The sequence below is a fragment of the Oceanicaulis sp. HTCC2633 genome (assembly GCF_000152745.1).
In the GTDB taxonomy this organism is placed as follows: Bacteria; Pseudomonadota; Alphaproteobacteria; order Caulobacterales; family Maricaulaceae; genus Oceanicaulis.
Genome location: NZ_CH672428.1, coordinates 2934725 through 2948651, shown reverse-complemented (window position 1 = coordinate 2948651; position 13927 = coordinate 2934725). Strand labels below are relative to the sequence as shown.

Annotated in this window: 19 protein-coding genes and 1 riboswitch; of the genes, 5 read left to right on the top strand and 14 right to left on the bottom strand. The window is 64.4% G+C overall.

Features of this window, described 5'->3' with window-relative positions; all coding sequences use genetic code 11:
• Positions 1–7: 7 nt before the first annotated feature.
• The 5 genes from gcvT to OA2633_RS13860 form a co-directional block, all read right to left on the bottom strand.
• Positions 8–1102 carry a glycine cleavage system aminomethyltransferase GcvT gene (gene gcvT, locus OA2633_RS13880; RefSeq protein ID WP_009803208.1) on the bottom strand — a complete coding sequence of 365 codons (1095 nt, stop codon included), beginning with the start codon at positions 1100–1102 and terminating at the stop codon, positions 8–10.
• Positions 1103–1278: 176 nt separating this feature from the next.
• Positions 1279–1369, bottom strand: a riboswitch (glycine riboswitch).
• Between the two features lie 161 nt (positions 1370–1530).
• A complete protein-coding gene (locus OA2633_RS13875; RefSeq protein WP_009803207.1) occupies positions 1531–1923 on the bottom strand; it encodes a hypothetical protein in 393 nt (130 codons plus the stop codon).
• An 11-nt stretch (positions 1924–1934) separates the two neighbouring features.
• Positions 1935–2327 carry a hypothetical protein gene (locus OA2633_RS13870; protein ID WP_009803206.1) on the bottom strand — a complete coding sequence of 131 codons (393 nt, stop codon included), beginning with the start codon at positions 2325–2327 and terminating at the stop codon, positions 1935–1937.
• Positions 2328–2413: 86 nt separating this feature from the next.
• Entirely contained in the window at positions 2414–4177 is a 1764-nt protein-coding gene (gene argS / locus OA2633_RS13865) for an arginine--tRNA ligase (RefSeq protein WP_009803205.1), read from the bottom strand.
• A 14-nt stretch (positions 4178–4191) separates the two neighbouring features.
• Positions 4192–4767 (bottom strand): hypothetical protein, encoded by a 576-nt coding sequence (locus tag OA2633_RS13860; protein WP_156776273.1) that lies wholly within the window; start codon positions 4765–4767, stop codon positions 4192–4194.
• 147 nt (positions 4768–4914) lie between these two features.
• Here OA2633_RS13860 and ispH point away from each other — a divergent pair, with 147 nt between their 5' ends.
• The 3 genes from ispH to rnhA are packed head-to-tail and all read left to right on the top strand — an operon-like array spanning position 4915 to position 6773.
• On the top strand, positions 4915–5859 hold the full coding sequence (gene ispH / locus OA2633_RS13855; RefSeq protein WP_009803203.1) for a 4-hydroxy-3-methylbut-2-enyl diphosphate reductase: 945 nt from the start codon (positions 4915–4917) through the stop codon (positions 5857–5859).
• 21 nt (positions 5860–5880) lie between these two features.
• Positions 5881–6309 (top strand): DUF1801 domain-containing protein, encoded by a 429-nt coding sequence (locus OA2633_RS13850; protein ID WP_009803202.1) that lies wholly within the window; start codon positions 5881–5883, stop codon positions 6307–6309.
• A 17-nt stretch (positions 6310–6326) separates the two neighbouring features.
• Positions 6327–6773 (top strand): ribonuclease HI, encoded by a 447-nt coding sequence (rnhA, locus tag OA2633_RS13845; RefSeq protein WP_009803201.1) that lies wholly within the window; start codon positions 6327–6329, stop codon positions 6771–6773.
• 48 nt (positions 6774–6821) lie between these two features.
• On the opposite strand, the gene OA2633_RS13840 is transcribed toward rnhA, so the two are convergent.
• Positions 6822–7304 carry a peroxiredoxin gene (locus OA2633_RS13840; protein ID WP_009803200.1) on the bottom strand — a complete coding sequence of 161 codons (483 nt, stop codon included), beginning with the start codon at positions 7302–7304 and terminating at the stop codon, positions 6822–6824.
• Between the two features lie 123 nt (positions 7305–7427).
• Here OA2633_RS13840 and OA2633_RS13835 point away from each other — a divergent pair, with 123 nt between their 5' ends.
• On the top strand, positions 7428–8012 hold the full coding sequence (locus OA2633_RS13835) for a YqgE/AlgH family protein (protein ID WP_009803199.1): 585 nt from the start codon (positions 7428–7430) through the stop codon (positions 8010–8012).
• Positions 8013–8104: 92 nt separating this feature from the next.
• Positions 8105–8260, top strand: a complete 156-nt coding sequence (locus OA2633_RS16210) for a hypothetical protein (RefSeq protein ID WP_009803198.1) — start codon at positions 8105–8107, stop codon at positions 8258–8260.
• A 15-nt stretch (positions 8261–8275) separates the two neighbouring features.
• Here the strand turns inward: OA2633_RS16210 and OA2633_RS13830 are convergent, their stop codons facing one another.
• The 8 genes from OA2633_RS13830 to cyoE all read right to left on the bottom strand — a co-directional run.
• Positions 8276–9439 carry an EAL domain-containing protein gene (locus tag OA2633_RS13830; RefSeq protein WP_009803197.1) on the bottom strand — a complete coding sequence of 388 codons (1164 nt, stop codon included), beginning with the start codon at positions 9437–9439 and terminating at the stop codon, positions 8276–8278.
• Positions 9436–10014 (bottom strand): GNAT family N-acetyltransferase, encoded by a 579-nt coding sequence (locus tag OA2633_RS13825; protein WP_009803196.1) that lies wholly within the window; start codon positions 10012–10014, stop codon positions 9436–9438. The genes OA2633_RS13830 and OA2633_RS13825 overlap by 4 nt, the downstream gene beginning before the upstream one ends.
• Before the next feature lie 25 nt (positions 10015–10039).
• Positions 10040–10708, bottom strand: coding sequence for an SURF1 family protein (locus OA2633_RS13820; RefSeq protein ID WP_162011000.1), 669 nt, complete (start codon positions 10706–10708; stop codon positions 10040–10042).
• A gap of 43 nt (positions 10709–10751) precedes the next feature.
• Entirely contained in the window at positions 10752–11177 is a 426-nt protein-coding gene (locus tag OA2633_RS13815) for a DUF983 domain-containing protein (RefSeq protein WP_009803194.1), read from the bottom strand.
• Positions 11177–12082, bottom strand: coding sequence for a cytochrome c oxidase subunit 3 (locus tag OA2633_RS13810; RefSeq protein WP_009803193.1), 906 nt, complete (start codon positions 12080–12082; stop codon positions 11177–11179). Before OA2633_RS13810 ends, OA2633_RS13815 begins: the two co-directional genes overlap by 1 nt.
• Positions 12083–12171: 89 nt before the next feature.
• On the bottom strand, positions 12172–12756 hold the full coding sequence (locus OA2633_RS13805) for a cytochrome c oxidase assembly protein (RefSeq protein WP_009803192.1): 585 nt from the start codon (positions 12754–12756) through the stop codon (positions 12172–12174).
• A gap of 6 nt (positions 12757–12762) precedes the next feature.
• Positions 12763–12963: a hypothetical protein gene (locus OA2633_RS13800; RefSeq protein ID WP_009803191.1), complete on the bottom strand. Its 201-nt coding sequence runs from the start codon at positions 12961–12963 to the stop codon at positions 12763–12765.
• Positions 12960–13927, bottom strand: a 968-nt coding sequence (gene cyoE / locus OA2633_RS13795) for a heme o synthase (protein WP_009803190.1), incomplete at its 5' end; no start/stop codon positions are given. The genes OA2633_RS13800 and cyoE, both read right to left, overlap by 4 nt.

The window sequence follows — 13927 nt, the reverse complement described above, 5'->3', positions numbered from 1 at the left end:
CGCGGGATCAACCGCGATAAAAACGATGCGGCGCGAAGGGCGTCTTCACCACTTCGGCCGGGCGCGCCTTGCCGCGCACCATCAAGTCAACCTGCGTGCCGGGCGTCGCCAGATCGGTGCGCACATAGCCCATGGCGATGGGCGCGCCCACGGTCGGGCCAAAGCCGCCCGAAGTGACCACGCCAACCACCTCGCCATTCACAGCGATTTCCGTGCCCTCGCGCGCCGGAGCGCGGTCTTTCAGGGCGATGCCGACGCGCTTCTTGGCGGGCTTGTCGGCGATGTCCTTGAGGATGCGCGCAGCGCCCGGGAAGTCGGCGCGCTCCCGGCGGGATTTGGCCACCGCCCAGGTCAGGGCCGCCTCGATCGGGCTGGTCGCCTCGTCCATGTCATGGCCATAAAGGCACAGCCCCGCTTCCAGACGCAGGGAGTCCCGCGCGCCCAGACCGATGGGTTTCACGCGCGCATCAGAGAGAAGCTTGCGGGCGAAATCGCTGGCGTGCTCGTTGGCGACCGAGATTTCAAATCCGTCCTCGCCGGTATAGCCCGAGCGGGAGATCATCAGGCGCAGGCCGTCCACTTCGAACCAGCCCGCCTGCATGAAGACCATCTTGGCCGCGTCCGGGCAGAGTTCCGCCATCACCGCGCCGGCTTGAGGCCCCTGCAGCGCCAGCAGCGCGCGGCCATCAAGCTCAACGAGTTCGGCGACGCCCTTGGTCGCTTCGATGATGTAATCAAAGTCGGACCGCTTGCAGGCGGCGTTCACCACCAGGAACAGGCCCTCATCATCCGGACGGGAGACCATCAGGTCATCCTTGATCCCGCCTTCGGAATTCAGAAGCAGGGTGTATTTCTGCTCGCCGGACTGCAGCGCGGCGAGATCCGCCGTGATCAGCTTTTCCAGCGCGCTCTCATCGCCGATCAGACGCGCCTGCCCCATATGGGACACGTCGAACAGGCCCGCCGCCTCGCGGGTGTGATTATGTTCGCCCATGACGCCGTCATACTGGACAGGCATTTCATAGCCGGCGAACGGGACCATCTTGGCCCCCAGCTCGACATGGAGATCATAAAGCGGCGTGCGGTTGAGCGTTTCGGTCATGTCTGGCCTCAGCATGCGGGTTTGCGAGCGTCGCGCGGCTCATGCCGGCTCCGATTCGCCCCCGCTGTCTTGAAGACCTGAGAGATTCCCGCGCGGCGCCAGCCAGGGAGAGGCGCGCCCGCATTGCTCCTTCGGTGGGGCGCTGAGTGTTCAGCGCCCGCTTTCCAGCGTTAGGTCTTAGGCTTGCGGTCCGTTAGCCTGAGCGTTTCCGGGGCGGTTGCGCCTTCGGCGCCGGCGTCTTCGGCCGGTCTCTCCCGCAAGTGACCTGTATCTAGGCCCGCTGCAGCGCGCCTCACGGCGGGTCAGCAGCGACGCGCAAACCTAGCGTTTGCGCGGTATGAGTCAATCGCGATTGGGCGCTGCAGCATAGGCGTGACAGCCCCTGATCCCGCCCGTCAGACCCGTTGGTCCGGCGGCCCTCTGCATCCCTATTGCGTCACGGGCGGAGTCAGCTGGATGCAGGCTTGCAAGGCGGTCTGAAGGGACTGGGGAATGGCCAGCTGCTCGTCCTCAGGCAGGGCCTCGAATTCCGTCATGACCATATCACGCACGGCTTCCCAGTCCTGGATCTCACCGCGTCCCTCGATGCTGGCTTGCGAGCCCAGCGCCATCAGTCGAAAGCCATCCGCGCTGACCGTTTCGCGCAGATCATCGGAAAAACACTGGCAGAAGCTTTCAAAGTCAGCCGGGGTTTGCGACGGATTGCGATCCGTTTGCTGGATGCGACAAGCCTGTTGCAGCCAGACGCCATACTGGCGCTCATCGGCTTCGTATGGTCGATCACCAGACAGCGCCAACCCCAGCGCCAATGCGATCAGCATGCCCGCCTCCCTCAGTTATGGGTTGCAGGCCCCAGCGTCACGCATTGCTGCAGGCTGGATTGAAGCCGTCCGGGAATTTCACTCTGCTCCTGCTGGGACAAGGCCGAATATTCCGCATAGGCGGTATCACGCGCCGCTTCCCAGTCAGAGATGTCCGCCCGGTCCTGAGCATGACCCTGCAGGCTCAGCGCCATGACGCGAAACGCCTCATCGGATGAGGTTTCATTGAGTCTGTCGGCGACACAGGCGCAAAACGCCTCGAATTCCGCCGGTTCATGGCCGTCGCGGCGATCCGCCTGCTGCAGGCGACAGCCCTGTTGCAGCCAGGCTGAGTATTGCTGTTCGTCCGCTTCAAAAGGCCGGTCATCAACCAGCGCCAGAGCCAGAACCATGGTCATAAACATAGGCGTCTCCCCGTCATGGAGACACTGTAGACCAGACGCCCGTCCCCGCCCTCCCCTGAACAGGGGGGCGAAGACCAAACCCGGGCTTACATCCGTTCCGGCACGTCGATCCCGATCAGGCCCAGCACGATTTCAAGCTGGGTGAGCGTGGTCTGCGCCAGACGCAGGCGGGAGGCGCGGATGGCCTCGTCCTTTTCCGGCAGAATCGGGCACGCGGCGTAAAAGCCGGAAAAGGCCTGCGCCAGACCATAGGCATGCTCGCACAGCACATTCGGCGCGCGATCGCGTTCGGCCCGGCTCAGCGCGCCCTCAAAGGCGTCGAGACGGCGGATCAGCGCTTCTTCGGCCTTGTCCGAAATCGTCACGGCGCCTGGCGCGATGCCCTGATCGCCCGCTTTCTTCAGCAGCGATTTGATGCGCACGGCCTGGTATTGCAGATACGGACCGGTCTTGCCCTCGAAGCTGACAAAGCGATCAAGATCAAAGATATAGTTGGTGGTCCGCACATTCTGCAGGTCGGAGAACTTGATCGCGGCGTTCGCCACGGCGCGCGCCACGGTCTCGAACTCGTCCGACGTCAGCTCAGCGCCCAGGCCGGCCTCGTTCAGACGCGCCCGCGCCCGGTCCCGCGCCTCATTGATGAGATCCGCCAGACGGAAGGTGCCGCCCGCCCGAGTGCGCAGACGCTTGCCGTCAGTCCCGTTCACGGTGCCGAACTTCACATGCTCCAGCGCGCCTTCCTCAGCGAGGCCCGCCTTGTAGGCGGCCCGGAAAACCTGCTCGAAGTGATCGGACTGCCCGAGATCCACCACATAAAGGGTCAGCTCGGGATCTTGCTCGCGCTTGCGGTCGAGAATGGTCGCAAGGTCGGTGGTGGCGTACAGCGCCGAGCCCTGGCTCGAGACCAGGATCAGCGGCGCCAGCTCCTTCTTGTCGTCCTCACGGGCGACGCGAACGATCCAGGCGCCGTCGCTTTCCTCTGCGACGCCGCGATCCTTGAAGTCCCGGACCAGTTCGGGGATCAGGTCATTGACGTCGCTCTCGCCCTTCCACAGGTCAAAATGCACGCCCAGCGCGCCGAAATCCTCTTTCAGCGCCGCGATCGAGACATTGATGAAATGGCGCAGCAGCGCCCGATAGCCCGGGCGCCCGGCCTGCAGCTCCGCCGTCGCCTTGCGCGAGCGGGCATTGCGCTCGGGGTCTTCCTTCGCCTTGGCGGACGCTTGCGGGTAGAGCCGCGCCAGATCCTCGATCGTAACCGGCGGCTCATCGGGATACGGGCCGGTGAAGTCGGCGTCATAATAGACGAGGTCGGGCTTTTCATCTTCCAGCTCGGTGACGAGATGGCCCATCTGAAGGCCCCAATCCCCGAGGTGGATGTCGGAGGTGACGTCATGGCCACGGAAGCGCATCAGGCGCTGCAGGCTGTCGCCGATCACGGATGAGCGCAAATGGCCCACATGCATGGGCTTGGCGACATTCGGCCCGCCGAAATCGATGATCAGGCGCTTGGGAGCGGTGCTCTCGCGACCGCCAACGCGGTCGTCTTCAGACAGGCCGTTGGCGCGGATCGCATAGACATTGCCTGCCGGGGTGATGTTCAGGAATCCCGGCCCGGCGATCTCCACCTCAAGATGGGGGTGCAGTTCGGCAAGCCTGGCCTTCACGTCCTCGGCGACCGCGCGCGGAGCCTTCTTGGCCTGCTTGGCCGCCGCCATGGCGCCATTGCACTGATAGGGGGCGAGATCCGGACGGTCGGATTCAAAGACCGTGCCGAGATCCGCGGACAGGCCCACGGCCTCGAAGGCAGCGCCAACGGCGCTGCTGAGCTGTTCAACAATCGAAGTCATCTTGTCTCGGCGTTCTAATCGTCTTGCCCGGCCCGGACGCGGAAGCGCAGACCGCTGCGATTGAATTCAAGCTGCTCATCGGTCAGCTCGAACCCGACAATGATTTCATAGTTCGCGCCGGACGTGGTCGGCGACACGCGCGGCAGCGAGATGGAGTTGAACTCCTCGATCACTTCCACGCGGTCCTCACCCGGCTCGAAGGTGACGGTGATTGGAAAGACCTGGCGGTCAACCACCGCACGGTCGGTCCGGGTCACAGCCACGAACATGTCATAGGTTTTTGTATCGCTCTGCGCGGCCGGCCCGCGGCCAAAGGCCAGGCGCACCGCCATTTCCATGTGGATCGGGTCCGCATTCCGGCCCGAATAGCGGCAGGTGCTCGCGACATTGAGAATTTCGCCGGTGAACCCCACATTCTCGTAGACCGCGTTGTCGCCGCTGATCTCCACAAGACGGTGCGCGTCATAGAGCACCAGGGCGTTCGGACACGGTCCCGGATTCGGATTGGCGTCCCCGAGCGTGTTCCGCACGCTGGAACAGCCAGACAGGACCAGTGCGGCGGCGAACAAGCTCAGTACGGACAGGCGCATGAAAAACCTCAAGGCATTCGGATGGCGAACCATCGCGGAGGACGGCATGCCCCCCTTCGCGGGGCGCACGGGGTCTGCTAGAGCAGTCTGTACGACGCGCGCGCGGACAGGGCAACGCCCCGCCGCCTTTCCCGGCAGAGGAAATCTATGACCGACAAACCCGTTCTGACCGTTCAGCTGGCCTCTCCCCGCGGTTTCTGCGCTGGCGTGGACCGTGCGATCCAGATCGTGGAAAAGGCGCTCGAACGGTATGGCGCGCCGGTCTATGTGCGTCACGAGATCGTCCACAACAAGCATGTCGTGAACCGGCTCGAGGCCATGGGCGCGGTGTTCGTCAAGGAGCTCGACGAGTGTCCGGACGACCGCCCGGTGGTGTTTTCCGCCCATGGCGTGCCCCAGCGCGTGCCGGCCGAGGCCGCGCGTCGCAACATGCTCTATGTGGACGCCACCTGCCCGCTTGTGAGCAAGGTGCATGTGGAAGCCCAGCGTCACCACAAGGCGGGCCAGGAAATCCTCCTGATCGGCCATGCCGGCCATCCTGAAGTGATCGGGACCATGGGCCAGCTGCCGGACGGGGTGATGCATCTCATCGAGACGGTGGAGGACGCCGAGACCTTCGTGCCCAAGGATCCGTCCAATGTCGCCTTTGTCACCCAGACAACCCTGTCGGTGGATGACACCGCGGACATTGTCGCGGCCCTGCAAAAGCGCTTCCCGGGCATTGCCGCCCCGCACAAGGAAGACATCTGCTACGCCACCACCAACCGCCAGGCGGCGGTGAAGGCCATTGGCGAAGGCGCGGATCTGGTCCTCGTGGTGGGCGCGCCCAACTCCTCCAATTCGGTTCGGCTGGTGGAAGTGGCCGAGCGCGCCGGCGCCAAGACCGCGCGCCTGGTGCAGAAGGCCGAGGAGATCGACTGGAGCTGGCTTGAGGGCGTGAAGCGCATCGGCATCTCTGCGGGCGCCAGCGCGCCCGAGGAACTGGTGGAGGGCCTCCTCTCCGCCCTCGCCCGCCGCTACACCCTTCATATCCGGGAAATTCGGGTGGCCGAGGAAAACGTGGTGTTCAAACTTCCCCGGGAAGTCGCTTAAGCTCTCCCCAGGGAGACGCTGATGACCCAGAACAAGACCCGGCCCACGCCCGAAGCCGTCACGGACTATCTTCAGACAGTCGAGCCTGCCGCCCGCCGCGAGGACGCTCTGGCGCTGGACGCCCTGTTCCGTCGCATAACCGGCTGGTCGCCCGTGATGTGGGGGCCGAGCATGATCGGCTATGGCGCATATCACTATCGCTATGAGAGCGGTCGCGAGGGCGATTTCCTCGCCACTGGATTTGCGCCCCGCAAGACCAGCCTGTCGATCTACATCATGCCCGGCTATGCCGATTACGGCCCGATCCTTGAGCGATTGGGCAAGCACAAGACGGGCAAGAGCTGTCTTTACGTGACCCGGCTGTCAGAGGTCGATCTGGACGTTCTGGCCGAACTCATCCAAGCCGGGCTTGACGATCTGGGCCGCAAATGGCCGGTCCGCCCCAGCTAGACTTCAGAGAGTGCGTTTTGGCCGAGAACACCATTGTGATCCACACCGACGGCGCCTGTTCAGGCAATCCCGGCCCTGGCGGCTGGGGCGCGATCCTGCACTGGAAGGGTCATGAGAAGGAGCTCTCGGGCGCCGAGGCCGAGACCACCAATAACCGCATGGAGCTGATGGCGGCCATCGCCGCGCTCGAGGCGCTCAAGCGCCGCTCCACTGTCCGTCTGGTCACCGACAGCACCTATGTGCGCGACGGCGTGACCAAATGGATCCATGGCTGGAAGCGCAATGGCTGGAAGACGGCCGCGAAAAAGCCGGTCAAGAATGACGATCTGTGGAAGCGACTCGACGCCATCGCGTCAAAGCATGACGTGACCTGGGAATGGGTGAAGGGCCATGCCGGCCATCCCGAGAACGAACGCGCCGACCAGCTGGCCCGCGACGCCATCGCCACGCTCTCAAAAGGCTGAAACCCCGGCTCGGCCTGACGCCGCACCGGGGCCTCTAACAGTAAAAGCCTACAGCGCCTTGAGCATGTGCTCGGCGGAGGACACTTCGAAATTGCCCGGCTCGTCGACGAAGACGTGCTCGACCTTTTTGTCGTTGACCACCAGCGCATAGCGCTGGGAGCGCTTGCCCATGCCGAAGGCGGAGCCGTCCATCTCAAGGCCGAGGGCGGATGCAAAGTCACCATTGCCGTCCGCCAGCATCAGCACGTCATCGCCCGCGCCCTGATCCTTGCCCCAGGCGCCCATGACGAACACGTCATTGACCGAGGTGCAGGCGATCCGGTCCACGCCCTTGGCCTGCAGCTCGGCGGCCTTCTCGATGAAGCCCGGCAGGTGCTTGGCCGAACAGGTCGGGGTGTAGGCGCCCGGCACGGCGAACAGGGCCACGCGCTTGCCGCCGAACACGTCATCCGTGCTCATCGGCTGCGGGCCGTCGGCGGTCATGGTCATGAAGGTGACGTCGGGCAGCGTATCGCCGGCTTTGATGGTCATGAGGGGCTCCTGAAACGGACTGAAAAGGATGGCACTGACTTAAGACGCGCCCTGCCCCGCGACAAGACGCCAGAGAGCCGCGAAGGACTGGACAATCTGAACGCTGGGGGAAAAGCTGTTCCCATGACGTCCGCACTCCCCCATACCCAGACCGGCTATCTGGGCGGCAAGCTGCTGATCGCCAGTCCGCTGATCGGCGACACCCACTTTGACCGCACCGTCATATATATGTGCGCGCATGACGCGGAGACCGCCATGGGGATCATCCTGAACCGCCCGCTGACCGGTTTGCGCCTGCCCGATCTTCTCGAACAGCTGGATGTCAGCGGCGGCGCGCAGGCGCAGGATGCGCCCGTTCTGGAAGGCGGCCCGGTGGACCGGGACCGTGGGTTCGTCCTTCACACGCTCGATGTGGATTGCGGCCCTGCGACCGAACATGTCGGCCATGATCTGGGCCTGACCGCCACCCAGGAGATCCTGATGGCGCTGGCGTCCGAGGACGCGCCGTCCCGCGCCCTGATGGCGTTGGGATATGCCGGCTGGGGTGCGGGACAACTCGAGGACGAGATCAGTCTCAACGCCTGGCTGGTCGCGGATGCGGACCATGACCTGATCTTTGACGACCAGCCCGAAGAGAAATGGGCCCGGGCGCTCAACAAGCTGGGCGTAACGCCGGAATTCCTGACCGCGGCCAGCGGCAATGCCTGAAAAATTGGTGCATGAGCCATATTCACAATTGACTTGCACCGGGAACTCGCTTGAATGGGGAAAAGTCCTTCAAGCGCATTGCCGGAAATACCATGGCTGTCCGATCAAAACGCAAGTCACAAGCGTGGCTGGTTCGCATCCGTGATTGCTCGGCCAAGGCGTTCGTCCTTGGGGTGCTGGGACTGGCCGTGATCCTGTTTCCGCTGGCGCTGACCTCGGGCTCGGTCTGGGCCCTGTGGTATTTCTAGGCGGACTCGCCGCCCCTATCCACGCTCTTGCATCTGCGCCGCCCCGAACCGGGTCGCCATGCCTTGCGTGACGGCGCGCGCGGCGTCCTGGGGGGAGAGTGCAGGCGCAAAGTGATACCCCTGCCCGTAATCGCACCCCAATTCGAGACACAGGGTTTGTGCGGCCTCGCTCTCCACGCCCTCGGCCACCACGCTCATGCCGTAACTTTCGGCGATCCTGACAACCGAAGAGATGATGGACCGGGCTGAGCCGTCGGTGAGCGCGGCGCGGATGAAATACTGGTCGAGCTTGACGACATCGAAGGCGAACCGGTCAAGCCGGGCCAGCGAGGAATAGCCCGTCCCGAAATCATCCAGCACGATGGGCACGCCCTGATCGCGGACGGCGTTCAGGGTGCGCTCGGCGGCCTCCGGGTCAACCATCACGTCGGTTTCGTTGACTTCCAGCTTGAACGCGCCGCGCGGCAGACCGCTGGCCTGCACCGCCTGCAGGAGCCGGTCGGCGAAATCCGGAGCGCTGACCTCGGTCGCTGTGGCGTTGGCGGTCACGAACAAGTCCAGAGGCCCGTTCCGCGCCGCCAGCCAGGCGGAAAGATCCTGAACCGCCATGGACCGCACGCTCTCCCCCACCGCCTCGACATAGCCATGAGCCTGGGCAAGAGGCATGAATTCATCCGCGCCCAGTACGCCCACGCCCGGACGATCCCAGCGGGCCAGGGCTTCAAATCCGGCGAGCCTCTTCGTCTTCAGATCGACGACCGGCTGATAATAGGCGCACACATCGCCCGATTTCAGCGAGTCCGCGAGCGCGGTTTCAAGATCCATGTCCGCGCGGCCGCCCGCCGAGCCGCCCGCCGGCAGCATCAGCCCGCGCCAGTGCAGGCCATCGCCCTGACCGATGAGCCGCACATAGCGCACTTCATGATCATCGCCCAGGAGCCGCAGACGCACGTCACAAGGGCCGGCGCGCTGCAGCAGGTCCAGTCGGGGCTGATCCGCCGGCGCCAGGCGTTCACGCAGATGTCTGACATCGCCTGCAGCGCCGAGCGCGCCCAGACCAAGGGCGGTCACCTCGCCCCCCAGGGTCAGATCATGATCGAGGAAATTGATCTCCACCGCCAGCGCCCCCGCCGCCGATACGGCGTCCCTGTAGGGTCGCAAGGCGGTGGGATCGGTCATCGGATCGGATCGTTCTTCAGGATGGCGAATTTGAGGTGATCCCGCCACTCGCCATGAATCTTGAGATAGGACCGCGCGACGCCTTCCGGTGTGAAGCCCACAGACAGCAACAGCCTGCGCGAGGCGTCATTATCAAGCCGCGTGGCGGCCTCGATCCGGTGCAGGCGCAGACTGCTGAAGGCATGCCCCAGCACGCGGCGCACGGCGGCGCGCGCATAGCCCTTGCGCAGATAGGGCGAGCCGATCCAGTAGCCGATATCAGCGGCCTGCAGCACGCCGCGGCGCACATTGTTGAGATTGCAGGCGCCCAGCAGCACGTCATCGGAGGCGCGGAAGATGAAGAAGGGATAGCCCGTCCCGTTCTCCACATCGCTCTGATACCGGCGCATGCGACGCTTGTAGGCGGATTTAGTCAGCTCGTCCTCGGCCCAGCTCGGCTCGAACGGCTCGGTATGCGCACGGCTGGCCGAGCGCAGCTTGGCCCAGGCTTCGTAATCATCAAGCTGGGGATGGCGCAGACGCAGCCCTTCGGACCACAGCACCGTCTCCTGCATATCTTCGCGCCAGAGCGCCATGGGGTCGTCCTTCGCCGTCGCTTGCCTAGCCACGCCATGTCAGGCGGCCGGCCTGTATATGATACGCGAAGTAAACAGCCAGCAAAGCCAGCATCATCGCAAACCAGGTGATGGCGTAGGCCAGATGGCGCTCCGGCGGCGTCTGGGTGAGATAGGCGGGCGGGGCGCCATCGCTCAACGCCAGCCAGTACTGGTCGTTCAGACGAGCCGCCTCAACGTTCAGAACCTCAGCGAAGGCTTGGGCGTCAAATGCGTAAAACTCGTTGGCGTCCGCATTGGCGGGCGGCGTGAACGGCCCCTGCCCCAGAGGCGTTTCAAACCGCAATTGCGTGAAGGCATCAGTCTCGGTCAGGGCGCCGTCATCGGCCCGCGTCGCCGTCTCAAGCCCCTCAAACCCGGTTTCCATCAGCACCAGTTGCGCGCCGTCGCACGCCCGGACCGGCCTGAACAACCGCCAGCCCGGCACGCCCTGGGCGTTCCGCCCGGACACCCGCACCGTATCCGCTTCAGGGTCCGCCGCTGGCGGCACGACCCGGCGTCCGATTTCCGCGCGGCCCGCACACAGGCCCTGGTCCAGAGAGATCGGCTCTGCCTCGGCCGTGGCCGCATAATCGGCCAGAAGCTCGATCTTCCAGGCGCGGCGGTCCAGCTGCCAGCTGCCCAGCCAGATGAGCAGCGCCAGTGCGGGCAGCATCACAATCGTCAGAACAGGAAGCGGGCGAAAACTCGCCATCAGATCAGGCCGCGTCAGTATCGCTTGAAGAAGCCGCGCCGGGGCGGTCATCCTGCTCGCCGCCTTCCGGAGCGAGGTCGAGCTGCGCCTCATGGGCGTTGTGCTTCCACTGCAGGGCGAAGAGGGTCGCCTTGAAAGGCGGTAGGATCAGCAGGGTCAGCACAGTCGACAGCGGCAGCCAGAGCAGCATGTGCAGCCAGACCGGCGGGGAAACCGCCAGTTCCAGCGCCAGCGCTGCGGGCACCACGATGAAACCCACAATGGACATCACGAAGACGGCGGGGCCGTCGCCGGAATCCTCGCTGGAGAAATCAAGGCCGCAGACGCCGCAGGCGTCCGCGACCTTGAGATACTTGCGAAACAGAGCGCCTTTTCCGCAGCGCGGGCACCGCCCGAGAAGGCCGGCGAGAAAAGGGCTCGTTTCAGTCATTAGTGGCCGACCCCGTGCGCAGTGCCCAGACCCGCAAAGGCCACATAGACAAAGGCGAACAGGAACAGCCAGACCACGTCCACGAAGTGCCAGTACCAGGCGGCGGCCTCGAAGCCGAAATGCTTTTCCTTGGTCCAGTGACCCATCATCAGACGGATCAGGCAGACCGCCAGGAAGATGGTGCCGATGATGACATGGGCGCCGTGGAAGCCGGTGGCCATGTAGAAGGTCGCGCCGTAGAGGCTGCCCGAAATGCCGAAGGCGGCGTGGGAGTACTCATAGGCCTGCAGCGCGGTGAAGCTCACGCCCAGCAGCACGGTCAGGAGCGTGCCCAGTTTCGCGCCCTTGCGGTCGCCGTGTTGCAGCGCGTGGTGCGCCCAGGTCACGGTCGTGCCCGACAGCAGCAGGATCAGGGTGTTGATCAGCGGCAGGTGGAAGGGGTCAAAGGTCTGGATGCCCGGAACGCCGTTCGCCCAGCCCGAATAGTCGATGCCCAGAACGTCGCCGGTCCAGCCCGCGCCCGCACGATCGCCATGGAACAGCGCCATGTCGAAGAACATCCAGAACCAGGCGGCGAAGAACATCACCTCGGAGACGATGAACAGCAGCATGCCATAGCGCAGACCCAGATCCACGACCGGGGTGTGGTCGCCCTTCTGGCCTTCCTTGATGACATCGCCCCACCAGCCGAACATCACATAGATGATGATGGCGAAGCCGAGCAGCAGCAGGATCGGAGATCCTTGCTGCAGGAAGAAGTAGAAGATGGACTCTTCGTTGGTCGACAGGCCCTTCATGAAGACGACCGCGCCAAACGTCAGCACGAACGCGCCGAGCGAGGCGACGAACGGCCACGGGCTGGGGTCGACGAGGTGATAGTCGTGTTTAACGGCTGCGCCGGCCATGATGCTCTCCCGCCAGTATTCCCGGTCAAATAACGAGCGACTCTATAACTTCGCCCGTCCCGGTATTCAATTAATCACGCGCGTTAGCGCTACTGGGCGTCAGCATCCGATCCGGATGCCTCCGCAGTTTCATAGACCCGCTCATCACCGCTTTCCCAGAAGGTGTAGGAAAGGGTGACGGTGCGGATATCGTCCAGCCGGTCGTCTTCGTCCATAAGGGGATCTACGAAGAAGATCACCGGCATGTCCATGGATTGCCCCGGATCGAGGGTCTGCTCGGTAAAGCAGAAGCATTCCAGCTTGGAGAAATACGGCCCCATCTTGAACGGGGTCACATTATAGCTGGCGATGCCCGTCACGGGGCGGTCAGAGGTGTTGGTCGCGCGGTAGAAGGCCAGCGCCGTCTCGCCCACACGCACCTGCATTTCGGTCTGCAGCGGCTCGAACTCCCAGGGGAAGCCGCGCGAGCGCGAGGCGTCGAAACGCACCGTCACTTCGCGATCAAGCACCTGGCCCGGATCGTACTGCACGAGCTGCGTCGTGCCGCCATAGCCCGTCACCTTGCAGAACAGGTTGTAGAGCGGCACCGAGGCGTACGCCATGCCGATCATCCCCACGATCACGACGCCGCAAATCGCAAAGATCCGGGTATTCTTGTCGAGACGGGAGAACATGATCGATCAGGCTCCTGCGTTATAATTGCTGGCGAGACGGACCATCGTGGTCACGAAGATCAGTCCCACGAACACGAACAGGCCCAGCGCGATGGCGCGGTTGCGACGCTTGCGCGCGGCCTTCTGCTCTTCGGTCAGAACCACGAACTCGGCTTCGCCCTCGGGCGCAGCGTCCGGGTTTTCGGGCCGGTTGAGATCCTCACTCATGCGCCGCCTCCTAGAAAGGCCATGACCGGTGTGTAGGCGCCCGCGCCATGCTCGACGAGCAGGGCTGCGAACAGCAAGGTCAGATGGGCGATGGAATAGGCGAACAGGTCTCGCGCCGCCTTGTCGCCGGCGCGCACGGCGTAAAGCTCGTCCTCGGCGGCGTTGGCGTCCCCGGCGCGCGAGGCGAAGACCCGCACGGCCAGGAGCGCGAACAACGCGCCGCCCAGCACCACGGCGCCCGCATACACCCAACCGCCCAGGCCGGTCATGATCGGCCCCGCGGTCGCGGCCAGATAGAGCGCGGTATAGATGAGAATCTGGAAGCGGGTCGATTTCGCGCCCTTGGCGACCGGCATCATCGGCACCCCGGCGGCGGAATAATCGCCCGACTTGTAGAGCGCCAGCGCCCAGGAATGGGGCGGCGTCCACAGGAAGATGATCGCGAACAGCAACACCGAATTCAGGCTGATATCGCCGGTGGCGGCGGCCCAGCCGATCATCGGCGGGAAAGCGCCCGCCGCGCCGCCAATGACGATATTTTGCGGCGTCGAGCGCTTCAGCCACATGGTGTAGATCACCGTGTAGAAGAAGATGGAGAAGGCCAGAAGGCCGGCGGCGACATAGTTGGTGGCGAGCGCCATCAACAGCACCGAGGCCAGCGCCATCACGCCGGAGAAGACATAGGCTTCATTGGCGGGCACGCGCCCGGTCGGCACCGGGCGACGGCGGGTGCGCTTCATGATGGCGTCGATATCGGCGTCATAGGCCATGTTGAACGCGCCGGCCGCGCCAGCGCCCACGGCGATGCACAGCATGGCGATGGCGGCGGTCAGGAAGTTCACGGCGACAGGCGCCGCAGCGAAACCGGCGAGCCCGGTGAACACCACCAGGGTCATGACGCGCGGCTTCATCAGCGAGACATAGTCCCGCCAGGACGCCAGCGACGCGGCGTCCGAAGGATCGC